23 protein-coding genes and 2 pseudogenes are annotated in these 20,934 nt (G+C 70.3%); 14 read left to right on the plus strand and 11 right to left on the minus strand.

The features are described 5' to 3' along the window. The first annotated feature begins 79 nt into the window (after positions 1–79). From mshA to IEZ19_RS32500, 4 genes and pseudogenes are all read left to right on the plus strand, one after another. Positions 80–1,417 (plus strand): D-inositol-3-phosphate glycosyltransferase, encoded by a 1,338-nt coding sequence (gene mshA / locus IEZ19_RS32490; RefSeq protein ID WP_189314890.1) that lies wholly within the window; start codon positions 80–82, stop codon positions 1,415–1,417. After that, positions 1,410–1,922, plus strand: coding sequence for a type III secretion system chaperone family protein (locus IEZ19_RS32495; protein ID WP_189314891.1), 513 nt, complete (start codon positions 1,410–1,412; stop codon positions 1,920–1,922). Before mshA ends, IEZ19_RS32495 begins: the two co-directional genes overlap by 8 nt. 98 nt (positions 1,923–2,020) lie before the next feature. Further along, positions 2,021–2,323 (plus strand): annotated as a pseudogene (locus IEZ19_RS51300) (hypothetical protein); the annotation flags it as partial. Positions 2,324–2,384: 61 nt separating this feature from the next. After that, positions 2,385–3,188 carry a hypothetical protein gene (locus tag IEZ19_RS32500; RefSeq protein ID WP_189314892.1) on the plus strand — a complete coding sequence of 268 codons (804 nt, stop codon included), beginning with the start codon at positions 2,385–2,387 and terminating at the stop codon, positions 3,186–3,188. On the opposite strand, the gene IEZ19_RS32505 is transcribed toward IEZ19_RS32500, so the two are convergent. After that, positions 3,189–4,019 (minus strand): helix-turn-helix transcriptional regulator, encoded by an 831-nt coding sequence (locus IEZ19_RS32505; RefSeq protein WP_189314893.1) that lies wholly within the window; start codon positions 4,017–4,019, stop codon positions 3,189–3,191. It abuts the gene before it with no gap. A 49-nt stretch (positions 4,020–4,068) separates the two neighbouring features. On the opposite strand from IEZ19_RS32505, the gene IEZ19_RS32510 reads away from it, so the two are divergent. After that, on the plus strand, positions 4,069–4,503 hold the full coding sequence (locus IEZ19_RS32510) for a DUF2000 domain-containing protein (protein ID WP_229841126.1): 435 nt from the start codon (positions 4,069–4,071) through the stop codon (positions 4,501–4,503). Positions 4,504–4,518: 15 nt separating this feature from the next. Here IEZ19_RS32510 and IEZ19_RS32515 read toward each other — a convergent pair whose 3' ends face one another. Next, positions 4,519–5,781 (minus strand): MDR family MFS transporter, encoded by a 1,263-nt coding sequence (locus IEZ19_RS32515; protein ID WP_189314895.1) that lies wholly within the window; start codon positions 5,779–5,781, stop codon positions 4,519–4,521. A gap of 207 nt (positions 5,782–5,988) precedes the next feature. Here IEZ19_RS32515 and IEZ19_RS32520 point away from each other — a divergent pair, with 207 nt between their 5' ends. Then, the gene (locus IEZ19_RS32520) at positions 5,989–6,750 is read left to right on the plus strand and encodes a phosphoglyceromutase (protein WP_189314896.1); all 762 of its coding nucleotides are present in this window, start codon (positions 5,989–5,991) and stop codon (positions 6,748–6,750) included. A 78-nt stretch (positions 6,751–6,828) separates the two neighbouring features. On the opposite strand, the pseudogene IEZ19_RS32525 reads toward IEZ19_RS32520, so the two are convergent. Further along, positions 6,829–7,258, minus strand: a pseudogene (locus tag IEZ19_RS32525) (tyrosine-type recombinase/integrase); the annotation flags it as partial. Between the two features lie 144 nt (positions 7,259–7,402). Further along, a complete protein-coding gene (locus IEZ19_RS32530; RefSeq protein ID WP_189314897.1) occupies positions 7,403–7,612 on the minus strand; it encodes a hypothetical protein in 210 nt (69 codons plus the stop codon). A 686-nt stretch (positions 7,613–8,298) separates the two neighbouring features. Between IEZ19_RS32530 and IEZ19_RS32535 the strand changes: the two genes are divergently transcribed. After that, positions 8,299–9,063 carry a hypothetical protein gene (locus tag IEZ19_RS32535; RefSeq protein ID WP_189314898.1) on the plus strand — a complete coding sequence of 255 codons (765 nt, stop codon included), beginning with the start codon at positions 8,299–8,301 and terminating at the stop codon, positions 9,061–9,063. Positions 9,064–9,286: 223 nt separating this feature from the next. Here the strand turns inward: IEZ19_RS32535 and IEZ19_RS32540 are convergent, their stop codons facing one another. The 6 genes from IEZ19_RS32540 to phoU all read right to left on the minus strand — a co-directional run bounded on the left by IEZ19_RS32540 (position 9,287) and on the right by phoU (position 12,724). Continuing rightward, positions 9,287–9,799 carry an SRPBCC family protein gene (locus IEZ19_RS32540; protein WP_189314899.1) on the minus strand — a complete coding sequence of 171 codons (513 nt, stop codon included), beginning with the start codon at positions 9,797–9,799 and terminating at the stop codon, positions 9,287–9,289. A gap of 31 nt (positions 9,800–9,830) precedes the next feature. Next, positions 9,831–10,397 (minus strand): TetR/AcrR family transcriptional regulator, encoded by a 567-nt coding sequence (locus IEZ19_RS32545; protein WP_229841128.1) that lies wholly within the window; start codon positions 10,395–10,397, stop codon positions 9,831–9,833. Between the two features lie 65 nt (positions 10,398–10,462). Beyond that, entirely contained in the window at positions 10,463–11,116 is a 654-nt protein-coding gene (locus IEZ19_RS32550) for a hemerythrin domain-containing protein (protein ID WP_229841132.1), read from the minus strand. A 160-nt stretch (positions 11,117–11,276) separates the two neighbouring features. Beyond that, positions 11,277–11,528: an SCO4226 family nickel-binding protein gene (locus tag IEZ19_RS32555; protein ID WP_189314902.1), complete on the minus strand. Its 252-nt coding sequence runs from the start codon at positions 11,526–11,528 to the stop codon at positions 11,277–11,279. Positions 11,529–11,717: 189 nt separating this feature from the next. Beyond that, positions 11,718–11,873, minus strand: coding sequence for a hypothetical protein (locus IEZ19_RS32560; RefSeq protein WP_189314903.1), 156 nt, complete (start codon positions 11,871–11,873; stop codon positions 11,718–11,720). A 161-nt stretch (positions 11,874–12,034) separates the two neighbouring features. Next, entirely contained in the window at positions 12,035–12,724 is a 690-nt protein-coding gene (phoU, locus tag IEZ19_RS32565) for a phosphate signaling complex protein PhoU (RefSeq protein WP_189314904.1), read from the minus strand. A gap of 216 nt (positions 12,725–12,940) precedes the next feature. On the opposite strand from phoU, the gene phoR reads away from it, so the two are divergent. Next, positions 12,941–14,212: a two-component system sensor histidine kinase PhoR gene (phoR, locus tag IEZ19_RS32570; RefSeq protein WP_189314905.1), complete on the plus strand. Its 1,272-nt coding sequence runs from the start codon at positions 12,941–12,943 to the stop codon at positions 14,210–14,212. Between the two features lie 5 nt (positions 14,213–14,217). Then, on the plus strand, positions 14,218–14,889 hold the full coding sequence (gene phoP / locus IEZ19_RS32575; RefSeq protein WP_018568744.1) for a two-component system response regulator PhoP: 672 nt from the start codon (positions 14,218–14,220) through the stop codon (positions 14,887–14,889). Positions 14,890–15,002: 113 nt separating this feature from the next. On the opposite strand, the gene IEZ19_RS32580 is transcribed toward phoP, so the two are convergent. Further along, positions 15,003–15,650, minus strand: coding sequence for a DUF461 domain-containing protein (locus IEZ19_RS32580; protein WP_189314906.1), 648 nt, complete (start codon positions 15,648–15,650; stop codon positions 15,003–15,005). Between the two features lie 592 nt (positions 15,651–16,242). On the opposite strand from IEZ19_RS32580, the gene IEZ19_RS32585 reads away from it, so the two are divergent. From IEZ19_RS32585 to rlmB, 5 genes are all read left to right on the plus strand, one after another. Further along, complete coding sequence (locus IEZ19_RS32585; protein ID WP_003953493.1) at positions 16,243–16,725, plus strand: CarD family transcriptional regulator; 483 nt, start codon at positions 16,243–16,245, stop codon at positions 16,723–16,725. Positions 16,726–17,147: 422 nt separating this feature from the next. Continuing rightward, positions 17,148–17,897, plus strand: coding sequence for a 2-C-methyl-D-erythritol 4-phosphate cytidylyltransferase (ispD, locus tag IEZ19_RS32590; protein WP_189314907.1), 750 nt, complete (start codon positions 17,148–17,150; stop codon positions 17,895–17,897). Beyond that, positions 17,887–18,378 carry a 2-C-methyl-D-erythritol 2,4-cyclodiphosphate synthase gene (gene ispF, locus IEZ19_RS32595; protein ID WP_189314908.1) on the plus strand — a complete coding sequence of 164 codons (492 nt, stop codon included), beginning with the start codon at positions 17,887–17,889 and terminating at the stop codon, positions 18,376–18,378. Before ispD ends, ispF begins: the two co-directional genes overlap by 11 nt. Positions 18,379–18,464: 86 nt before the next feature. After that, entirely contained in the window at positions 18,465–19,868 is a 1,404-nt protein-coding gene (gene cysS, locus IEZ19_RS32600; protein ID WP_189314909.1) for a cysteine--tRNA ligase, read from the plus strand. 97 nt (positions 19,869–19,965) lie between these two features. Further along, complete coding sequence (gene rlmB, locus IEZ19_RS32605; RefSeq protein ID WP_189314910.1) at positions 19,966–20,907, plus strand: 23S rRNA (guanosine(2251)-2'-O)-methyltransferase RlmB; 942 nt, start codon at positions 19,966–19,968, stop codon at positions 20,905–20,907. Positions 20,908–20,934 lie beyond the last annotated feature (27 nt).

Genomic DNA, 20,934 nt, shown 5'->3' on the forward strand with positions numbered 1-20,934 from the left:
GCATCCTCCGCTGTTGCACCACCTTGGAGGGCCCCGCACGTCCTCCGACAGGCATGCCCGCAGCGAGGAGGAACGCCACGTGAGCCAGTACGTCAGCAGGCTCGGGCGTCGCTCTCCGGCCACGCCTGCGCGGCTGCGACTGCACCGCAGGCCCCGCCGCGTCGCCATGCTCTCCGTGCACACCTCACCGCTCCACCAGCCCGGCACCGGCGACGCCGGCGGCATGAACGTCTACATCGTGGAGCTGGCGCAGCGCCTCGCCGCCATCAACATCGAGGTCGAGATCTTCACCCGGGCCACCGCGGGCGGCCTCCCGCCGACGGTCCTGCTGGCCCCCGGCGTCCTCGTCCGGCACGTCGACGCCGGCCCCTACGAGGGTCTCGCCAAGGAGGACCTCCCGGCTCAGCTGTGCGCCTTCACGCACGGCGTGATGCAGGCCTGGGCCGGCCACCGCCCCGGCCACTACGACCTCGTCCACTCGCACTACTGGCTCTCGGGCCACGTCGGCTGGCTCGCCGCCCAGCGCTGGGGCGTCCCCCTGGTGCACGCCATGCACACCATGGCCAAGGTTAAGAACGCCAACCTCGCCGACGGCGACGCCCCCGAGCCCGCCGCCCGCGTCATCGGCGAGACCCAGATCGTCGCCGCCGCCGACCGTCTGATCGCCAACACGGCCGGGGAGGCCGACGAGCTGGTACGGCACTACGCCGCAGACCCGGCCAAGGTCGCCGTCGTCCACCCGGGCGTGAACCTCGACCGCTTCTGCGCCGCCGACGGCCGCGCCGCCGCCCGCGCGCGCCTCGGCCTCCCGCAGGACGCCCTGATCCCGCTCTTCGCGGGCCGTATCCAGCCCCTCAAGGCGCCGGACGTGCTGCTGCGCGCCGTTGCCGTGCTCCTCGACGAGCGCCCCGAGCTGCGCTCCCGGATCCTCGTCCCGGTGGTCGGCGGCCCCAGCGGCAGTGGTCTCGCCAGACCGGAGGGGCTGCAGAAGCTCGCCGCGCGCCTCGGCATCGCGGACGTCGTACGGTTTTGCCCGCCTGTCGGGCAGGAGCGGCTCGCGGACTGGTTCCGTGCCGCGTCCGTGCTGGTCATGCCGTCCTACAGCGAGTCCTTCGGGCTGGTCGCCATAGAGGCGCAGGCGTCCGGTACGCCGGTGCTCGCGGCCTCGGTCGGCGGGCTCCCGGTGGCCGTGCGGGAGGGGGAGACCGGGTTCCTGGTGCGGGGGCACGATCCGGCTGCGTACGCGCGCGTGCTGCGCCGGTTCGCCGACGAGCCCTCCCTGTGCACCCGGATGGGCGAGGCCGCCGGCCGGCACGCCCAGTCCTTCGGCTGGGACATCGCGGCCGCCGCCACCGCCGACGTGTACACCGCCGCGGCCCACGCCCACCGGCGTCGCGTACGCTCCCACCATGGCTGAGGAACGGCAGGCGGCACAGGTCATCGAGGGTGTCCTGAAGGACGCCGAGCTCGAGTGGGAGAGCCCCGCGCCCGGCACCTTCGTCGTGAAGCTCCCCGGCACCCGCAAGCTGTCGACGACGGTCTCGCTCATCGTCGGCCGCCACTCCCTCTCCCTCAACGCCTTCGTCATCCGGCACCCCGACGAGAACGAGGCGGCCGTCCACCGCTGGCTCCTGGAGCGCAACCTCAAGCTGTACGGCGTGAGTTACGCCGTCGACCCGCTCGGCGACGTCTATGTCACCGCCCGCCTTCCGCTGGCCTCGGTCACCGTCGAGGAGACCGACCGGCTGCTCGGCCAGGTCCTGGAGGCTGCAGACGGCAGCTTCAACACCCTCCTGGAGCTGGGTTTCGCCTCCGCGATCCGCAAGGAGTACGCCTGGCGGGTGTCCCGGGGCGAGTCCACGCGGAACCTGGACGCGTTCACGCATCTGACCCAGCGTCCGGTCGACGCTGCATCGGACTGACAGACCGTACTGACCGTCCGCCCCCCTTCCCTGTGCGCGGGTGCTGATGGCATGCTCACCGCCAACGCAGTTCTGAACGTCGTTCACCTCCATGATGAGGCGACGCGAGCGCCGGACCGCTGTTCGGCGCCAGGTTCACCCACTGGAACATCCGGGTCACCAACGGCCGCGCGGGCCTGACGAGAATCGACGGCCTGGCACCGTACTCCGCGACGGTCGGCATCAACACGGTCACCGAGTTCGACCAGATCGACGTCCCCGACTTCACGGGAGACCTGCACTCCCGTCTGGAGCTGTACGGCACGACGGACGCCGTTCGACCCCGCAACCTGTACGAGGCGCAGCGGGGGGCTGTGAGGAACGGCAGGGGTCCGAACCGGCGTTCGCGGACGTGCTGTTAGCCTGCGGCGACCCGGATCCTTACCGGGCCCCTCACCGGTCTCTCACAGCAAGAGGTTGTGCATGCGCGCAGGCAGATCCGGCTCCGCGGCCGTGCTCGCGGGAGCGCTCGCCCTGGGGGCGTTCACCGCGCCGTCCGCGGAGGCGGCGGACACCGGCATCACGGTGTCGAAGCTGGTCGTCAACAAGGGCAAGCCCGTCATCGTGGGCACCGACGCCGAAGTGACGCCCGGATTCACCTACCACATGTCCTGGCCGTCCGGCCCCAAGCTGCCGGACGTGGACGCCTTCCCGTTCCTGTATCACGACACCACGGCCGCCAAGGGCGCCGACTCCGGCGGCATCTACATGAATTACACCAACTGCGTCGAGGACGGCACGCACGCCGCCGACTGCGACGGTGAGCTGTACATCGATCCGCGCTGGCGGCTGGACTCGAACAACGACGCCACCACCTGGAAGATCGCCGTCACCGCGCGCATCTGGGGCTCCAACGGGCAGCCCAAGAGCCAGGAGTACCTGACCGGTTTCGGCTCCGTGCAGGTCAAGCGCAGGGCGCAGGTCGCCGTCAACGCCGCGCCCGAGCCCGTCGCCAAGGGCAAGAAGATCACCGTGACCGGCCGGATCACCCGCGCGGACTGGGTGAAGCACACTTACACCGGCTTCGGCGGCAAGGCGGCCAAGCTGCAGTTCCGCAAGGCGGGCACGAGCAGCTACTCGACCGTGAAGATCGTGTCGGCGGACTCCGCGGGGTATCTGAAGACGACGGTCACCGCGGCCGCGGACGGCTACTGGCGCTGGACGTTCAGCGAGACGTCCACGACGGGCGGAGCGTCCGCCGCGGGCGACTACGTCGACGTCAAGTAGCTATGACCGGGCGCTGACCCGGTAGCGCCCCGGGGTCACGCCCACCAGTTTCTTGAAGTGCCGGGTGAGATGGGCCTGGTCGAAGAAGCCCGTCGCCGGTGCCACCTCACCCGGTGCCCGCCCCGCCAGCAGCAGCCGGCGGGCGCGTTCGACGCGGCGGGACATCAGGTACTGGTGCGGGGCGATGCCGTAGGCGGTGCTGAACGCCCGTACCAGATGGGCGGGATGGGCGTGCAGCAGCCGGGCGGCGTCGTCGAGCCGCAGGCCGTCCGTGACGTGCGCGTCGAGGAGTTCGCGCAGGGAACGGGCGAGGCCGGGGTCGCTGCGCGGCTCCACGGTCGTGCCGCGGTGCCGCAGTTGCCGGCGCAGCCGCTCCCCGACGAACATCAGCCGGCTCTCGGCCTCCAACTCGTCCCCGGGGTGCGCGAGCGCGCCGTGCAACTGGCCGACGCGCAGCCGCAGCAGCGGGTCGCGAAGGTCGGGTCCGTCGACCGCCGGGCCGATGAGGTCCTCGCCGAGGTGGGTCGCGTCGAGGTAGAGCACCCGCTTGCGGAAGCCGTGCGGCGTGGCAGGGGAGCCGTTGTGCGGCACGTGCGGCGGCAGCAGGGAGACCGTGTCGAGCGGGGTGCCGTGCTCGTGCCGGTCCAGGTCGTACCGTACGGCCCCGTCGTCCACGATCAGCAGCGTCCAGGCCTCGTGGACGTGCATCGGATAGGCGTACTCCGTGAAGTGCGCGTGGAAGACCTCCACGACACCCGGGACGCGCGGGCGCCAGGCGGAGATCTCCGGCCGCTCGGCCGTGCGCCGGTCCGGCTTGCGCTCTTCGGCCATGCAAAAAACGTACAAGACCGGGCCCCCGGCCGCCCGGCAGTCTCGAGGCATGAGCACGCAAAGCCCAGAACCCGTCCGTTTCGACACGAAGATCGCCGTCCTGCTGCGCGAGGACCTGGAGCCCTGGCAGCGCCTCAACGTCACCGCGTTCCTGGTCAGCGGCCTGGGCACACAGCTGCCCGAGGTCATCGGGGAGCCGTACGAGGACGCCGACGGCGTGTCCTACCTGCCGATGTTCCGCCAGCCGGTCCTGATCTTCGAGGGCACGAAGGAGACGCTGACGGCGGCCCACTCACGGACGCTGTCCCGCGCGCTGCCCCGGGCCCTCTTCACCTCCGACCTCTTCGCCACCGGCCACGACCGCGACAACCGCGCGGCGGTGAAGGCCGTACCGACGGCGGAACTGGACCTCGTGGGGCTGGCGGTGTACGGCCCGCGCAACGCGGTGGACAAGGTGCTGAAGGGTGCGCGGATGCATCCGTGAGACGGGCGGGCGCTGTCAGGCCGTACGGACCTCGGGCTCGGCGTCCACCGGGACGTCGGCCGGAGCCGTCCGCTCCGTCGGAAGCCGCCGCATGAGTACGCCGTACCCGACAGCCGCCGCCGTACCGACGACCGCGCACATCCCCCACAGCCACTCCGCGCCGTACCGGTCGATGACCAGGCCGGACATCAGCGGGGCGATCAGGGCGGCGACGGACCAGGACAAGGTGTACATGCCCTGGTAGCGCCCGCGCCCGTGGACCGGCGAGAGCCGCACGACCAGCCCGGTCTGCGTGGGCGCGTTGACGATCTCGGCGAGCGTCCACACGCACACGGTCAGCGCGAACACCCCGACCGACCCGGCGAACGCGGTGAGCCCGAAGCCGTACCCGGCGAGAAGCGACGACACGACGAGGAGCCGGCGCGGGTCCCGGTGCTCGATGAAACGGGTGACCGGGATCTGCAGGACGACGATCAGGACGCCGTTGACGGCGATCGCCATGCCGTAGTCGCCGGGCGAGAACCCGGCGGAGCCCATGGCGACCGGGAGCCCGACCAAGCCCTGCTGGAAGATGACGGCGACGAGGAACGACAGCCCGACGACGGCCATGTACCGCCCGTCGCGCAGCACGGTCCCGAGACTCACCTCGTCGCTCGTCCCCGCCTTGCCCCTGGTGTCCCGCACGGGCCGCGACTCGGGCAGCTTGAGGAAGACGACGACGGCGCAGACGGCCGTCATCCCGGCCTCGATGAGGAACCCGGCGAGATAGCTGACCTCGGCGATGAACCCGGCGCCCATGGAGGAGACCGCGAAGCCGAGGTTGATGGCCCAGTAGTTCAGCGAGAAGGCCCGCACCCGGTCCTCGGGCCGCACGATGTCGGCCATCATCGCCTGCACGGCGGGCCGCGAGGCGTTGGAGGCCATGCCGACGAGGAAGGCGACGGCGGCGATGGCGACGGGGTCGCGCATGAAGCCGAGCAGCGCGACGGCGGCGGCGGTGGAGGACTGGGCGATGAGCAGGGTCGGCCGCCGCCCGAGCCGGTCGGCCATGACCCCGCCGCCCAGGGAGGACACGACCCCGCCCAGCCCGTGCAGCGAGGCGACCAGACCGGCGTAGGAGGCGCTGTAGCCGCGGTCGAGGGTCAGATAGAGCGCCATGTAGGTCGCGACGAACGCGCCGAGCCGGTTGACGAGGGTGCTGGTCCACAGCCACCAGAACTCGCGGGGCAGTCCGGAGACGGATTCCCGTACGGCGCGTCTCAGGGCGGCGGTCGGCATGGGTCCCCCACGGTCGGAATGCTGGCGTGTAAGCGGCTCAAGCGGCATCCGCAACTTACGGCGAGGGGGTCGGAGGGGGCCACTCAATTAACAGAAGCCGTCAACCGACGGGTGAGGCACGGCGAGGACCGACCGCTGGTGGGCGCCGGGGTGTCTGGCTCGCGGGCGCTCGAGCGGGCGTCCGAAAGCGTGGATTACGCTCTGGGCATGGCCGACGCACCGTACAAGCTGATCCTCCTCCGCCATGGCGAGAGCGAGTGGAACGCGAAGAACCTGTTCACCGGCTGGGTGGACGTCAACCTCAACGAGAAGGGCGAGAAGGAGGCGGTCCGCGGCGGTGAGCTGCTCAAGGACGCCGGCCTGCTGCCCGACGTGGTCCACACGTCCCTCCAGAAGCGCGCGATCCGCACCGCGCAGCTCGCGCTGGAGTCCGCCGACCGCCACTGGATCCCGGTCCACCGCTCGTGGCGCCTGAACGAGCGGCACTACGGCGCCCTCCAGGGCAAGGACAAGGCGGCGACGCTGGCCGAGTTCGGCGAGGAGCAGTTCATGCTCTGGCGCCGCTCGTACGACACCCCGCCCCCGCCGCTGGCCGACGACTCCGAGTTCTCCCAGGCGAACGACCCGCGCTACGCCTCCATCCCGCCGGAGCTGCGCCCGAGGACGGAGTGCCTGAAGGACGTCGTCCAGCGCATGCTCCCGTACTGGTACGACGGCATCGTCCCCGACCTCCTGACGGGCCGCACGGTCCTGGTCGCGGCCCACGGCAACAGCCTCCGCGGCCTGGTCAAGCACCTGGACGGCATCTCGGACGCGGACATCGCGGCCCTGAACATCCCGACGGGCATCCCCCTGTACTACGACCTGGACGCCGACTTCAGGCCCCTCACCCCGGGCGGCACGTACCTCGACCCGGAGGCAGCGGCAGCGGCGATCGAGGCGGTCAAGAACCAGGGCAAGAAGAAGTAGGTTCTGTGATCATGCCTCCCACCTGCGCGTTCGGCGCGGGTGGGAGGCATTTTCGTGCCCTGGAACCTCTCTGGAACCTCAGCCCATGTGATCTTGTGGCTTGAGCGCCCTACCGAGAGCCTTCCGGGCCCGGTCCCGGCTGCTCGGCATGAGGTGCGCGTACACCTTCAGCGTCAGGCCCGGGTCTGAGTGTCCGAGGTACTCGGCGAGGGCCTTGATGCTCTCTCCTGCGTCCAGCAGCACCGACGCGTAGAAGTGCCGCAGGGCGTGCATGCCGTGCTCACGGGCGGCGGCGTGTTCGCGACTCTTGGCCTTCGGGATGACGCCCGCCTTCGCGAGCGCGGGCTTCCAGTGGTCTTCGTTCAGCGGCGTCCGCCAGACGTGCCCACCGTTGGGACCCGTGAAGATGAGTCGCCGGGTCACCGGCTGGCCGTTCGCTCGGGAACCGTTTGATGTGCTCCTGTAGTGCCTCTGCCACGGGGTCGGGTAGAGGCACATCACGGAGCTTGCAGCGGAGCTCCCGCCCGCCGCGTGCTTCCGGGCCGACCCGGACCCAGCGTGCCCGACGGGTCGGCACAGTCCCTGCGACCCGCCCGGCTACGCTCGCGCGGGAGCGCCCCGCGGCGCGTGGCTGCGGGGCGCCTTGTGGGGTTTAGTCGATCTTCTCCCCGTTGTGCGTACCGCCCTTGCAGAGGTTGTCCGTCAGATCGGGCGTTCCGCCGCCCTGCCTGCACTCAGAAGGGGTGACATAGGTTGGGGCACCTTGTGCGGTGGCGGCGGTGGCGGTGGCGGCGCCTGTGAGGCCGAGTCCGGCGAGGGCTGCCGTGGCGATGACGGCGGCGAGGATTCGTCGAATGCGCATTTGGTTCCCCTTTCACGCATTGCCTCGGTTGGGGCACTAGCCAGCTTGATCTCCACCCATGTGGGTGGCGCGTCATGGTGCGCCATTCGGGTGACAGCGCTGGTGGGTGCGGGGTCGGTGACGCGACCCGTCGGACAGGCCCTGGAACGAAGAGACCACCCCGGCCGGATGGGTGGTCTCTTCGTTGTTCCGGAGGGGGCAGCGTCCGCAGCCGGCCCTATGCTAAGAGCCGTGTTGACCTGCGGAAACGCGCCCTTAGTAGCGGAGGGTGGCCGGACGCTGCGGATACTGGTGGACGCTACACATTCTGTTTAGCGTCCGCAGGAAAAGTGCAGGTCAGAGGGGGCGAGCGAGCCCCGGCGGACGCTGTTTTCCCTTAACTCTCAAGTTTTGCTGGGGATGGCTTTTCAGGCGGGGCGGGATCGCGGGCCCGGCTGCCCGCCCGCCCCCCTGAAAAGCCGTGGCGAAGCACAGAGAGCGGGGGAGGCCCGGCGGCACCCGCCCACGTCTGCCGCCTGCCCCTTGGAAGGTCCGCAGGGCAGCAGTCCAGGAACGGGCGTCCCCCGGGGCGGAACGGCGCGATCTTGCATGGTGAGCGGGGACTTTACTCGCCAGTACACGTCCTGCTTCACTCTCTCTCCAAGATCTACTCACGAGATCTTCACATTTACGTTACGAGGAGAACCATGCGGTTCCGCATAGGCGCGGCTGTGATCGCCGCCACGATGTTTCCCCTGTTCGCAGCCCCGGCCGCGGACGCGGCGACCGCCCCCAAGATCACTTGGGGGTTCGGCAAGGGTGCGAAGGTCGACGCCAAGTCGAAGGTGACGATCAACTACTCGCTTGCCGGCCTGCCCAAGAACAGCCACGTCGAACTGCGGCGTGAGATGGGCACTGCCCGCGTCTTCAAGAAGGTCGTCTCTCTCAAGGCCGTCAACGGCAAGGGTTCGGTGACGACCACCGCGCCGGCACAGGGCCGCTGGAGCTACCGCATCTACGTTCTGGACTCCAAGAACAAGAGCCTCGGCTTCACCGGGCACTACCTCTACGCCTACAGCAACATCAGCATCCGGAAGTTCTTCCCCTACAACTGGAGTGGCGGCAGCGTCACCGTGGGCGGCCGGCTCCTGCAGTACGAAGTCGGCGCCGACTACAAGGCCTGGGACGTCTTCGCCACCACGAAGCGGGTGACGTGCCGCTCGGTCAGCCTCAAGTTCGGCCGGCTCAAGGACTACGGATCCATGGACAGCAGCAAGCGCAAGGTGATGGTCGTCCAGGCCGACGCCGACCCCGTCAGCACGACCGTGCCGTACGACGCCTACGTCACGCTCAACGCCAAGCTGACCGGCGCCGCCTTCGGCCTCCACCTGAACCAGGATCCCCAGAACACTTACTCCTCGGTCACCTACGTCGGCGGAACCGCCAACTGCTACACCGCCAGTGGCTTCTGAGCAGCAGCAAATACCGCTCCGTCGACGGTCACCGTGCACCTCCCGTCCGCGGATCCCGCGGCCGATGTGACGGTGTTGCCCGTCCGGCGCGCAGCGACACCCCCGGAGTCAGTCCGGGGGTGCGTCCCCGGCAGCGGGGCGGGCCGTGGGCGGAGTCACCCGAAGTCGCCAAGACCCAGGGCGGGAAGAAGCAGGTTTCACGGCCTGGGTCCACGGTGGGTCCTCAGCGTCGCGTCACGGTGCCGTGCCGGTCGCAGGCGGCGATCGTCCCGATCCGACGCAGGTCGTCGGCGAGCGCGCCCTTGCGGTCGAGGTGCGCCGGGACCAGCTTCCCCACGATCCAGCTGAACCAGCGAGGCGGGTCACCCGTCCGATAGGTCTGCACCACCCGTGTCCCGGTGCCGACCGGTTCCAGTGCGATGCTCCAGACGGTGCTGTCGGGGAACAGCGGGGTGGCGATCGTGCGCCAGCTGATCAGGCAGGGGGCCTCGAGCGCGACGATCTCGCAGACCCGGCTCCACCGCAGCCGGCCCGACCGGTTGTGCCCGCGGAACCGTGCACCGGGTGCCGCCGCGGTCGCCCCGCGGAGCCAGGTGACCCGGTGGCATTCATGGCTCCACTCACTGGTGCGGGTGACGTCCGCGACGACGCGCCACACGGCCTCGACCGACGCGTCGACCATCACCTCCGTGCGGTACGCCGGCGGGACGCCCCGATTCGCTTCGATGCCCGTCACTCTCTCCCCCTCGAGGTCGCATCCATGCGTGTCATGCGTCGAGCAGCCGGTCGATGACACCGGCCGCCCACTCTTCGTACTGCTGCGGTGACCAGCCCGAGAGGTCGGTGAGCAACTGGTAGACCTCGACGCCGAGGACCGCCCACACCCCGTCGAGCTCCGCGCGGGTCACCGCACGACCTATGACATGGGTCATGCCTTGCTCGATGCTGATCCGCCGGCGCTGCTGGTCCTCCCGCAACGTCCGAGCCAAGTCGCCGTTCGAGGCGGCCGCCTCCCGGAGCGCGAGATGCACACCCGCGGTGCGCTGGTGGATGGCGGTGACCAGCCGGGCGGCGGCCGCGATCCGCTCCCGCCGGGTCCCGGTGGCGAGCGCGGCGAACTCCGGACGCTCACCGAGCGCTTCCGGCTCCGCGTCGCCGACGATGGCGGCATCGAGCGCCGTCATGAGCAGATCGCTCTTCGAACGGAAGCCCGCGTAGACAGTCTCGACCGACACGCCCGCCTCGCGGGCGACGTCACGCATCCCCGTCGCTGCCCAGCCGCGCTCCCCGAACAGCCTGACGGCCGCGGCGAGCACCAAGGCCCTTGTCTCCACCGCCTGCTGCTCGCGTCGTGGTGACCGGTACCGGCGTCTCGTCCGCGGCGCCTTTTCCGCCGCCATCAGCGCTCCACCACGCTCTGCGCCGGGATCTGCGGCTGCCACCACGCCGCGGTCCGACGCCGGTAGGCGCGGGCGAAGCCGTACAGCAGGATGAACCGTGGCACCGCCGGCACCTGATGAGCCACGATCCGGTAGCCCTCGGGGTCGATGCCGTCGAGGAGCCAGTGCCCCTCCCTTCCGAGCTGCGCGAAGGACTTGGGTTTCACGTTGTACTTCTGATCCCAGGCGTGCCACTCCGCGTGCGTGATGTGCGCCGAGACGACCGGCATGGCCTCTTCGACCTCGCGCTCCAGATGCGGCACCAGCACGTTCGTCAACGTGTCCAGTGCCGTGAGGAGTTCGACGCGTGTCCCGTCGGCTGTCGTGGCCGCGTACCGCCGGGCGGCGGCCGTCAGGGCCGCGGCCGCCGGGTTGATCCGGCGGTGATCGGTCTCCAGGGAGTCGAGGAGCGGAGCCGCGGCCGGGGCGCGCTCGCGCACCAGCGGCCAAAGGCCCTCGTCCTCGCCGGTGTGGTGGGCGTGGAGGAGCTCCATCAACCACACGGCATGCTCGCCGAGGGCACGCCGCTGCCCGGGCTGCGGATACGGCTCGGAGGTCAGCACCGCGCGCACGCGGTCCAGGTCGCGACGCAACGCGCCGTGCACGATCCCCATCATCCGCGTGTCCGCCCTCGATGCGTCAGGACGAGCGTAGAACGATGCCGTTTTCTCTACAAGGCTGTTCCAGTGAAATGGCAAGACACCCATGGGCCCTGGCCGGGTCAGGACGCGCAGATCCGGGACGGCGCGGACTGCACCGGCAGGTCCTCGGTCGTCACCAGATCGACAGCGGCACCGGATGGATCTCGTCCGCCTTGTGGCCGGCGCGTTCGTGGACGCGCTGGACGGCAGCCGCGTCGGGGCCTTCGGAGAGGCAGTAGACGATTCCGGACTCGGGGTCCGCCCAGGCGCGTTCGAAGTGCACGCCTTCTTCCTTCTCAACGGCGAGGTCGGCCTTGTGCGCCTGCCTCAGCTGTTCGTCCGTGATGCCCTTCATGCCGTGGTGGATGTCTATGAACTGGGTCATGACCTCGCACCTCCTCTTCCCGAGTGGTTCCGGCTTTCCGGCGGTGCTCCTTTCATGCTGCGCCTCCGGGCCCCGCTCGGGCGACCGGAGGACGCACGCACGGCGAAGGGCCCCGGTGATCTCGTCACCGGGGCCCTTCGTCCTCGTATCCGTGTGTGTACGGCAGTGCGGCTCTACGGCTGTACGGCGTCAGCCGCACTGGCAAGGGTTGCCCTGCTGGCATCCGCAGCCACAGCCCGAGCCGCAGCCGCACGCGCCGAAGAGCGGGAGGCTCTTGATCTCGGCGGGCTGCTCGGTCTCGCGCTCCTGCGTGCGGTCGGGCGTCGTACTGGGGGATTCGGCCATGGGTCCCTCCCGGAGGGCTAGAGGCTCGGGCGCCTTGTGCCTTTGCCCATTCCATGCCCGTTCCGTCCGGCGCATCAACGGCGCACGGAGGCGTCCCCACGCCCGACCGACACCCCGCGAGCCCCCGGCACGGCGACTGCGCCGGCCGAACCCCCGGAGGGCTAGGCTCCCTCGACCCCCGTCACCGGCTGGGTGTCCGGCTGGAAGTCGTCGGCGTGCTCGCCCGTCACCAGGAACACGACGCGCTTGGCCACCGCCACCGCGTGGTCGGCGTAGCGCTCGTAGTAGCGGCCGAGCAAGGTGACGTCGACTGCCGTCTCGATGCCGTGCTTCCACTTGTCGTCCAGCAGGTGCTGGAAGAGCGTGCGGTGCAGCAGGTCCATCTCGTCGTCGTCCTGCTCCAGCTGGAGCGCGAGGTCGATGTCCTTGGTGATGATCACCTCGGCCGCCTTCGCCATCAGGCGCTGCGCGAGCTGGCCCATCTCGAGGATCGTGGCGTGCAGGTCGTGCGGGACCGCGCGCGCGGGGAAGCGCAGGCGTGCGAGCTTCGCCACATGCTGGGCGAGGTCGCCCGACCGCTCCAGATCGGCGGACATACGAAGCGAGGTGACGACGATCCGCAGGTCCGTGGCCACGGGCTGCTGCCGGGCCAGCAGGGCTATCGCCCGTGCCTCCAGGTCGTGCTGGAGTTCGTCGACCTTCTTGTCCGCCTCGATGACGCTCTCGGCCAGCTTGAGGTCGGAGTCCAGGATCGCCGTCGTGGCGCGCCCGATCGCCGACCCGACCAGCCGGGCCATCTCCACCAGACCGTCGCCGATCGAATCAAGTTCCTCGTGGTACGCGTCCCGCATTGGGTTCCCTCTCCTACGTGTCATGGGCTTCCGGGGCCGGGGCCCGCGGCGAAGCCGACGGTGAACCCCACGCTCCCACGTTCCGGGCCGCACGCGTCCGTTTCCGCCACCCCAAATGAACCAATACTGGCTCCAAGGTGAACTCTGGGCGACGAGTGTCCTAGCTCGCACTGGGACGGCTGTGGGGATGTCGTGGCGCATGCCTAACCTGGACGCATGGACGTGAACGCGGCGGTCGCCGCAGCGGCAGCGATCGCCGGGGTTCTCACCGGCGTCATCGCCATGCTGGCGTTCCGCTGGAGCGAGCGGGAGCAGAAGCGCCCGACGCGGACCTCCCTGCACACGGACCCGGTGCTGCCACCAGGCGTCGACACCGTCCTGTCCGTGCTTCGCTCCTCCGCCGTCGTCCTCGACGAGGCCGACGCAGTCGTCAAGGCGAGCTCCGCGGCATACGCCCTGGGCCTGGTCCGCGGCGGCAAGCTCGCCGTCGAGCCCATGCTCCAGATGGCCCGGGACACCCGGCGCGACGGAGAGATACGCCAGGTCGAACTGGACCTCCCGCGCCGCGGGACCGGCCGGGGCGAGGCCCTGGCCGTTTCGGCGCGCGTGGCCCCGCTCGGCTCGCGCCTGGTGCTCCTCCTGGTGGAGGACCTCACCGAGGCCCGGCGGATCGAAGCGGTACGACGCGACTTCGTCGCGAACGTCAGCCATGAACTGAAGACCCCCGTCGGCGCGCTCTCCCTCCTGTCCGAGGCCGTCATGGACGCCTCCGACGACCCGGAGGCCGTGGAGCGCTTCGCCGGACGCATGCAGATAGAGGCCACGCGCCTGACCAACCTGGTCCAGGAGCTCATCGACCTCTCCCGGGTGCAGAACGACGACCCGCTGGAGGACGCCGAGCCGGTCCGCGTGGACGAACTGGTCGCCGAGGCGATCGACCGCTGCCGCCATCAGGCCGGCACCAAGCAGATCACCATGGCCGCGGGCGGCACCGCCGACCTGCACGTCTGGGGCAACCGCGGACAGCTCGCCGCCGCCCTGGGCAACCTCGTGGAGAACGCCGTCAACTACTCCCCGGCCCGCACCCGCGTCGGCATCGCCGCGCGCCGGGTCAGCGGGTCCGGCGGCGACATGATCGAGCTCGCCGTGACCGACCAGGGCATCGGCATCTCGGACAAGGACAAGGAGCGCATCTTCGAGCGCTTCTACCGCGTCGACCCCGCCCGCTCCCGTGCCACCGGTGGCACGGGCCTGGGTCTCGCGATCGTCAAGCACGTGGTCGCCTCGCACGGCGGGGAGGTCACGGTGTGGAGCGCCCAAGGCCAGGGCTCCACCTTCACCCTGCGGCTGCAGGAGGCGGGTGTGGCCCGAGACCGCGCCCAGCAGCATCCCGACCTCGACGAAGAGGACGCGCAGACCACAGCTTCCGCACTTTCCCCAGACTCAACCGCGTATGAAACGCTTCCCGCCCCGGAGGTCCTTCCGTGACCCGAGTGCTCGTCGTCGAGGACGAGGAGTCCTTTTCCGACGCCCTGTCGTACATGCTCCGCAAGGAGGGCTTCGAGGTCGCAGTGGCGGCCACGGGCCCCGACGGACTCGACGAGTTCGAGCGCAACGGCGCCGACCTCGTCCTCCTCGACCTGATGCTGCCGGGGCTGCCCGGCACGGAGGTGTGCCGCCAGCTGCGCGGCCGCTCCAACGTTCCGGTGATCATGGTCACCGCCAAGGACAGCGAGATCGACAAGGTCGTCGGCCTGGAGATAGGAGCCGACGACTACGTCACCAAGCCCTTCTCCTCTCGCGAACTGGTCGCCCGCATCCGCGCCGTCCTGCGTCGCCGCGGTGAGCCGGAGGAGGTCACCCCGGCCGCGCTGGAGGCCGGTCCGGTCCGCATGGACGTGGACCGGCACGTGGTGACGGTCTCCGGCTCGAAGGTCGACCTTCCCCTCAAGGAGTTCGACCTCCTGGAGATGCTGCTGCGCAACGCGGGCCGCGTCCTGACCCGCATGCAGCTCATCGACCGAGTCTGGGGCGCCGACTACGTGGGCGACACCAAGACCCTCGACGTCCACGTCAAGCGCCTGCGCGCCAAGATCGAGCCCGACCCGGGTGCCCCGCGGTACCTGGTGACGGTCCGCGGCCTCGGCTACAAGTTCGAGCCGTAAGCCGCACCGGGACGCAAGGTCCCCGGACGGTCGTACGGCGAAGGGCGGCACCCCTGATGGGGTGCCGCCCTTCGCCGTACGACGGTTGCGACGGCTGTCGTACGACTGACCGCTCAGTTGCCGGACGGCGTGGTCGACGCCGACGCCGCATCGCTCGGGGTGGTGCCGTTGGGCGTCGTCGCGCCGTCGGACGCGCTCTTCGACGGCTTCGCGCTCGCCGTCGCGCCCGCGGGGGCCGTGGCCGTCGGGATCTCGCTCGGGCCCCACGAGGTGAAGAAGCTCTGCGCCGGGACGACGAAGGCGCGCAGGCTCACGTCACCGGTCTGGCTGAAGGTGAAGGTGATCTTCTGGGCGTTGCCGTCCTGGACCGCCGCGCGGCTGCTGGCCAGCACCGCGGAGGCGTTGTCCTTGCCGCCGATGATCAGCCGGCCGCCGGCCGGGATCGTCAGGGACTGGCCCTTGGCGGGGGACAGGGCGGCCGACTTGTTGGTGCCGGCGACGGTGATGTGCTGCAGCGTCTGCGGCGTGCTGCCGGTGTTGAAGACGGTGGCGGCGATCACGGCCGGGCCCGTGGACTGCAGGTCGGGCTGCGTGATGACGACCGCGTTCTGCACCTTGATGGCGCCGACGCTGGTCGCCGCGTTGTCCGGCTTGACCTGGAGGGTCTGGGAGTCGTTTCCGGCCGCGCACGCGGCGAGCGAGGCGATCGAGAACACGATGGCGGAGGCGGCGAGGGCGCCGCGTCGAAGGCTGCTGCTCACGGCGGCGGCAACTCCTTGAACGCAGGGGCGACTCCTTTTAAAGCCGCCCTAAGTGTCTGTCAGCGGCCTCAGGCTACCGAGCCGTTCCCGCGCGGCTGCACCCGACCCTCCCCCAAGTGCCGGGCTTCCCTCCGGCCGGGGGTACGCCCGCCCGCCACAAGCGACCCTTGAGTCGCTTTGCCGGGGTACTCGTCCGGCATTCACATAAGTCGGCGCAAAATTTCCGTGAAGGAATGCGACACCGTCCCGGAATTGATCACGCCGGCGATCAGGCCGGGGGTCGTAGATCAATTCCGGATTCGTCCCGTACCCGACTCGGGCCACCGAACGGAGTAGCGGAAGTCGCACTCCTGGGACCGGACAAATGCGGACGTTCGTCCACTTGGAGGAGGCTCCGGATGTGTGTAGCGTACGCGTTTCACCTCGCCCGGAGAGCCGCTCCCACCTGCGAATACCTGCTTCCGCCGACCTTCCGAAGCACGTTCCTGTCGCTGTTGTCAAGCCCCGAGATATGCCCTGACCTGCGAAAACGCCATTCAGAACCCGCCGTTTCCGTGTTACCCTGGATAGCCACGGAAGGGGTACCTGTCACATGACGTTCAAGGTTGGCGACACCGTGGTCTATCCCCATCACGGGGCCGCGCTGATCGAGGCCATCGAAACTCGCCAGATCAAAGGCGTGGACAAGACCTACTTGGTGCTGAAGGTCGCCCAGGGTGACCTGACGGTACGTGTGCCAGCGGACAATGCGGAGTTCGTCGGCGTGCGTGATGTGGTCGGTCAGGACGGGCTGGACCGGGTCTTCGAGGTGCTGCGCGCGCCGTACGCCGAGGAGCCCACGAACTGGTCGCGTCGATACAAGGCAAATCTGGAGAAGCTCGCCTCCGGCGATGTCATCAAGGTCGCGGAAGTCGTGCGTGACCTGTGGCGTCGCGAGCGCGAGCGCGGACTCTCCGCCGGTGAGAAGCGCATGCTCGCCAAGGCCCGCCAGATCCTGGTGAGCGAGCTCGCCCTCGCGGAGAACACGAACGAGGACAAGGCCGAGGCTCTCCTCGACGAGGTCCTCGCGTCCTGACACCAGGGGCCTGTCCGCCGGATCAGGCCGAGGCAGCAGTGGTGCCGTCAACCAGGTGAGCGGGATCCAGTGCGCGCGTCAACGCGTACCGGAACCCGTCTCTCCGGCCGGAACTACGGCCGGCTGCCCGATACTTCCTGCGCGGACACAACCCGCTCGGCTCAGTACAGCGAAATGCCGCGGTGCCCGGCGACAGTCCCTTGTCGCCGGGCGCTGCGGCATGTTGCGTCCCCGGAGAAATACGCCGGATGAACAGGTGTCCGGATGCCGTACGCCACGGAGGAAGTCCCCCGATACTTGATGTGCCGGGCCCGGGCTGCCGACTCGACCGGTGTCACGGAAGGGTCCGGTCGAGGCGTCGCGCCCGGCACTCGCCTGGGCCATACCCACGTAGGCCGAGCACACAAACCTGACAGGAACCGATGTCTGACGTACCGCTTGCCGTACCCGCGCAGTCCCTGGTCGCCGCCGTGATCCCGGCCGCCGGACGGGGCGTACGCCTCGGTCCGGGCGCCCCCAAGGCGCTGCGCGCGCTGAACGGCACGCCCATGCTGATCCACGCGGTGCGCGCGCTCGCCGCCTCCCGCTCCGTCTCCCTCGTGGTCGTCGTGTCCCCGCCCGACGGCGCCGCCGAGGTCAAGTCGCTGCTCGACGCGTACGAACTGCCCGAGAGGACCGACTTCCTGGTGGTCCCCGGCGGCGAGTCCCGCCAGGAATCGGTCAGGCTCGGCCTCGACGCCCTGCCGCCCGACCACGGCATCGTTCTCGTCCATGACGCCGCCCGCCCGCTCGTCCCCGTGGACACCGTCGACGCGGTGATCGAGGCCGTGCGCGACGGCGCCCGGGCCGTCGTCCCGGCACTGCCGCTCGCCGACACCGTCAAGGAGGTCGAGCCGCAGCCCGAGGCGGGGCCGGAGCCCGTCGTGGCCACGCCCGATCGGTCCCGGCTGCGCGCCGTGCAGACACCCCAGGGCTTCGACCGGGCCACGCTGGTGCACGCCCACGAGAGCGTCACCCAGGACGTCACCGACGACGCGTCCATGGTCGAACAGCTCGGCGAGCCCGTCGTGTGCGTCCCCGGACACGAGGAGGCCTTCAAGGTGACGCGACCGCTCGACCTGGTCCTGGCGGAGGCGGTCCTGGCCCGCAGGAGGCTCAACGATGGCTTCTGACACGCCGCTTCCGCAGGTCGGCATCGGCACCGACATCCACGCCTTCGAAGAGGGCCGCGAACTGTGGTGCGCCGGCCTGAAGTGGGAGGGCGAGGGCCCCGGACTCGCCGGACACTCCGACGCCGACGTCGTCGCCCACGCCGCGTGCAACGCACTGTTCTCCGCGGCGGGCCTCGGCGACCTCGGGCAGCACTTCGGCACCGGACGCCCCGAGTGGTCCGGCGCGTCCGGCATCACGCTCCTGACGGAAGCGGCGCGCATCGTCCGCGCGGCCGGCTTCCGCATCGGCAACGTCGCGGTCCAGGTCGTCGGCCCCCGCCCCAAGATCGGCAAACGCCGCGACGAGGCCCAGAAACTCCTCTCCGAAGCGGCCGGCGCCCCGGTGTCCGTCTCCGGCGCCACCACGGACGGCCTCGGCTTCCCCGGCCGCGACGAGGGCCTGCTGGCCATCGCCACGGCACTCGTGGTGCGGGTGGACTGAGCGAGCGCGGACCCGCCGCCGCCCAGGTGTCACCGTTCCTCCCGGGAAGGCGCATGGCATCGCCATGCGCCCACTACCCTGGTGTCGTGACTATTCGCCTGTACGACACCAGCGCCCGGCAGATCCGTGACTTCACCCCGCTCACGCCGGGCTGTGTCTCGATCTACCTGTGTGGTGCCACCGTGCAGGCGGCCCCGCACATCGGACACATCCGCTCGGGGCTGAACTTCGACATCATGCGCCGCTGGTTCGCCCACCGCGGTTACGACGTCACGTTCATCCGCAACGTCACCGACATCGACGACAAGATCATCGCCAAGGCCCACGAGCAGAACCGGCCCTGGTGGTCGATCGGGTACGACAACGAGCGCGCCTTCGACGACGGCTACACGGCACTGGGCTGCCTCCCGCCGACGTACGAACCCCGCGCCACCGGTCACGTCACCGAGATGATCGAGATGATGCAGGGGCTCATCGAGCGCGGCCACGCCTACGCGGCCGACGGCAACGTCTACTTCGACGTGCGCTCCTTCCCCGGCTATCTCCAGCTGTCCCGGCAGGAGCTGGACAACCTCCTCCAGCCCTCCGGCGAGGGCGAGACCGGCAAGCGCGACCCCCGAGACTTCGCCATGTGGAAGGCCGCCAAGCCCGGCGAGCCCACCTGGCCCACCCCGTGGGGACCCGGCCGCCCCGGCTGGCACCTGGAGTGCTCGGCCATGGCGCACAAGTACCTCGGCTCCGCCTTCGACATCCACGGCGGCGGCATCGACCTGATCTTCCCCCACCACGAGAACGAGATCGCCCAGGCCAAGGCCTATGGCGACGACTTCGCCCAGTACTGGCTGCACAACGCCTGGGTCACCATCGCCGGCGAGAAGATGGCCAAGTCGCTGGGCAACTCGGTCCTCGTCTCCGAGATGGTCAAGCAGTGGCGGCCCATCGTCCTGCGCTACTACCTCGGCACCCCGCACTACCGCTCGATGATCGAGTACAGCGAGGAGTCGCTGCGCGAGGCCGAGTCGGCGTTCGCGCGCATCGAGGGGTTCGTGCAGCGCGTCGTCGAGAAGGCCGGGGGAGCCGTCGAACCCGCCGCCGAGGTCCCGCCCGCCTTCGCCGAGGCCATGGACGACGACTTCGGCGTCCCGCAGGCCCTCGCCGTCGTCCACACCACCGTCCGGCAGGGCAACTCCGCCCTCGCCGCCGACGACAAGGAAGCCGCCGTCGCCCGGCTCGCCGAGGTGCGGGCCATGCTCGGCGTGCTCGGCCTCGACCCGCTCGCCCCGCACTGGGCCGGCGACAGCGCCGAGCGCGGCGAGGATCTGCACGGCGTCGTCGACAGCCTCGTACGCCTCGTCCTCGACCAGCGCGAGTCCGCCCGCGCCCGCAAGGACTGGGCCACCGCCGACGCCATCCGCGACCAGCTCAACCAGTCCGGCCTCGTCATCGAGGACAGCCCGCAGGGCCCGCGCTGGACCCTCGGCCCGCGCTGAACACCGGCCCGGGCTTGATCGATTGTGCCGCCCGGCCACCCGGGCGGCACACTGCATAGACGTACGTATCCAGACGCTTCACAGAGACAGGTAGGTCATGGCCGCGAACAACCGCCGCATGTCCGGCAAGAAGGGCGCGCAGGTCGGCAGTGGCGGCCAGCGACGCCGGGGCCTCGAAGGCAAGGGCCCGACCCCGCCCGCCGAGATGCGCAAGGGCCACGCCAAGCAGCGCGCCGCCGCGGCCAAGGCTCGCCGCGCACAGGGCCGCCCGCCGCAGCGCCGGGGAGGCGGCAGGTCGACCTCCGAACTGGTCGTCGGCCGCAACCCGGTCGTCGAGGCGCTCCGCGAGGGCGTGCCCGCGAGCACCCTCTACGTCCAGCAGTTCATCGACAACGACGAGCGCGTCCGTGAGGCACTCCAGCTCGCCGCCGAGCGCGGCGGCATCAACCTCATGGAGGCGCCGCGCCCCGAGCTGGACCGGATGACGAACGGCCTCAACCACCAGGGCCTCGTCCTCCAGGTCCCGCCGTACGAGTACGCGCACCCCGAGGACCTCGCCGACGCCGCCTACGACGAGGGCGAGGACCCGCTGATCGTCGCGCTCGACGGCGTCACCGACCCGCGCAACCTCGGCGCCGTCGTCCGCTCCGTCTCCGCCTTCGGCGGCCACGGCGTGCTCGTCCCCGAGCGGCGCGCCGCCGGCATGACGGCCGGCGCCTGGAAGACGTCCGCCGGCACGGCAGCCCGTACTCCCGTCGCCCGCGCCACCAACCTCACGCGGGCCCTCGAGGCGTACAAGAAGGCCGGGATCACCGTCGTCGGCCTCGCCGCCGACGGTGAGGTCGAACTCGGCGCCCTGGAGGCCCTAGAGGGACCCGTCGCCATCGTCGTCGGCAGCGAGGGCAAGGGCCTGTCCCGACTGGTCGGCGAGACCTGCGACTTCCGCGTGCGCATCCCGATGCCGGGCGGTGCCGAGTCGCTCAACGCGGGTGTCGCCGCAGGCATCGTGCTGTACGAGGCGGCACGCCGACGCGCCTGAACACGCGTCCGCAACCTCACCCGTACG

The organism is Streptomyces brasiliensis (assembly GCF_014647875.1).
Lineage (GTDB): Bacteria > Actinomycetota > Actinomycetes > Streptomycetales > Streptomycetaceae > Streptomyces > Streptomyces brasiliensis.

What these genes read in the sequence shown, in the direction of transcription:
- IEZ19_RS32495 (WP_189314891.1), top strand. Translation starts at nt 1,410, where the DNA reads ATGGCTGAGGAACGGCAGGCGGCACAGGTCATCGAGGGTGTCCTGAAG.
- IEZ19_RS32500 (WP_189314892.1), top strand. Translation starts at nt 2,385, where the DNA reads ATGCGCGCAGGCAGATCCGGCTCCGCGGCCGTGCTCGCGGGAGCGCTC.
- IEZ19_RS32505 (WP_189314893.1), bottom strand. Translation starts at nt 4,019, where the DNA reads ATGGCCGAAGAGCGCAAGCCGGACCGGCGCACGGCCGAGCGGCCGGAG.
- IEZ19_RS32510 (WP_229841126.1), top strand. Translation starts at nt 4,069, where the DNA reads ATGAGCACGCAAAGCCCAGAACCCGTCCGTTTCGACACGAAGATCGCC.
- IEZ19_RS32515 (WP_189314895.1), bottom strand. Translation starts at nt 5,781, where the DNA reads ATGCCGACCGCCGCCCTGAGACGCGCCGTACGGGAATCCGTCTCCGGA.
- IEZ19_RS32520 (WP_189314896.1), top strand. Translation starts at nt 5,989, where the DNA reads ATGGCCGACGCACCGTACAAGCTGATCCTCCTCCGCCATGGCGAGAGC.
- IEZ19_RS32530 (WP_189314897.1), bottom strand. Translation starts at nt 7,612, where the DNA reads ATGCGCATTCGACGAATCCTCGCCGCCGTCATCGCCACGGCAGCCCTC.
- IEZ19_RS32535 (WP_189314898.1), top strand. Translation starts at nt 8,299, where the DNA reads ATGCGGTTCCGCATAGGCGCGGCTGTGATCGCCGCCACGATGTTTCCC.
- IEZ19_RS32550 (WP_229841132.1), bottom strand. Translation starts at nt 11,116, where the DNA reads ATGGGGATCGTGCACGGCGCGTTGCGTCGCGACCTGGACCGCGTGCGC.
- IEZ19_RS32555 (WP_189314902.1), bottom strand. Translation starts at nt 11,528, where the DNA reads ATGACCCAGTTCATAGACATCCACCACGGCATGAAGGGCATCACGGAC.
- IEZ19_RS32560 (WP_189314903.1), bottom strand. Translation starts at nt 11,873, where the DNA reads ATGGCCGAATCCCCCAGTACGACGCCCGACCGCACGCAGGAGCGCGAG.
- phoU (WP_189314904.1), bottom strand. Translation starts at nt 12,724, where the DNA reads ATGCGGGACGCGTACCACGAGGAACTTGATTCGATCGGCGACGGTCTG.
- phoR (WP_189314905.1), top strand. Translation starts at nt 12,941, where the DNA reads ATGGACGTGAACGCGGCGGTCGCCGCAGCGGCAGCGATCGCCGGGGTT.
- IEZ19_RS32585 (WP_003953493.1), top strand. Translation starts at nt 16,243, where the DNA reads ATGACGTTCAAGGTTGGCGACACCGTGGTCTATCCCCATCACGGGGCC.
- ispD (WP_189314907.1), top strand. Translation starts at nt 17,148, where the DNA reads ATGTCTGACGTACCGCTTGCCGTACCCGCGCAGTCCCTGGTCGCCGCC.
- ispF (WP_189314908.1), top strand. Translation starts at nt 17,887, where the DNA reads ATGGCTTCTGACACGCCGCTTCCGCAGGTCGGCATCGGCACCGACATC.
- rlmB (WP_189314910.1), top strand. Translation starts at nt 19,966, where the DNA reads ATGGCCGCGAACAACCGCCGCATGTCCGGCAAGAAGGGCGCGCAGGTC.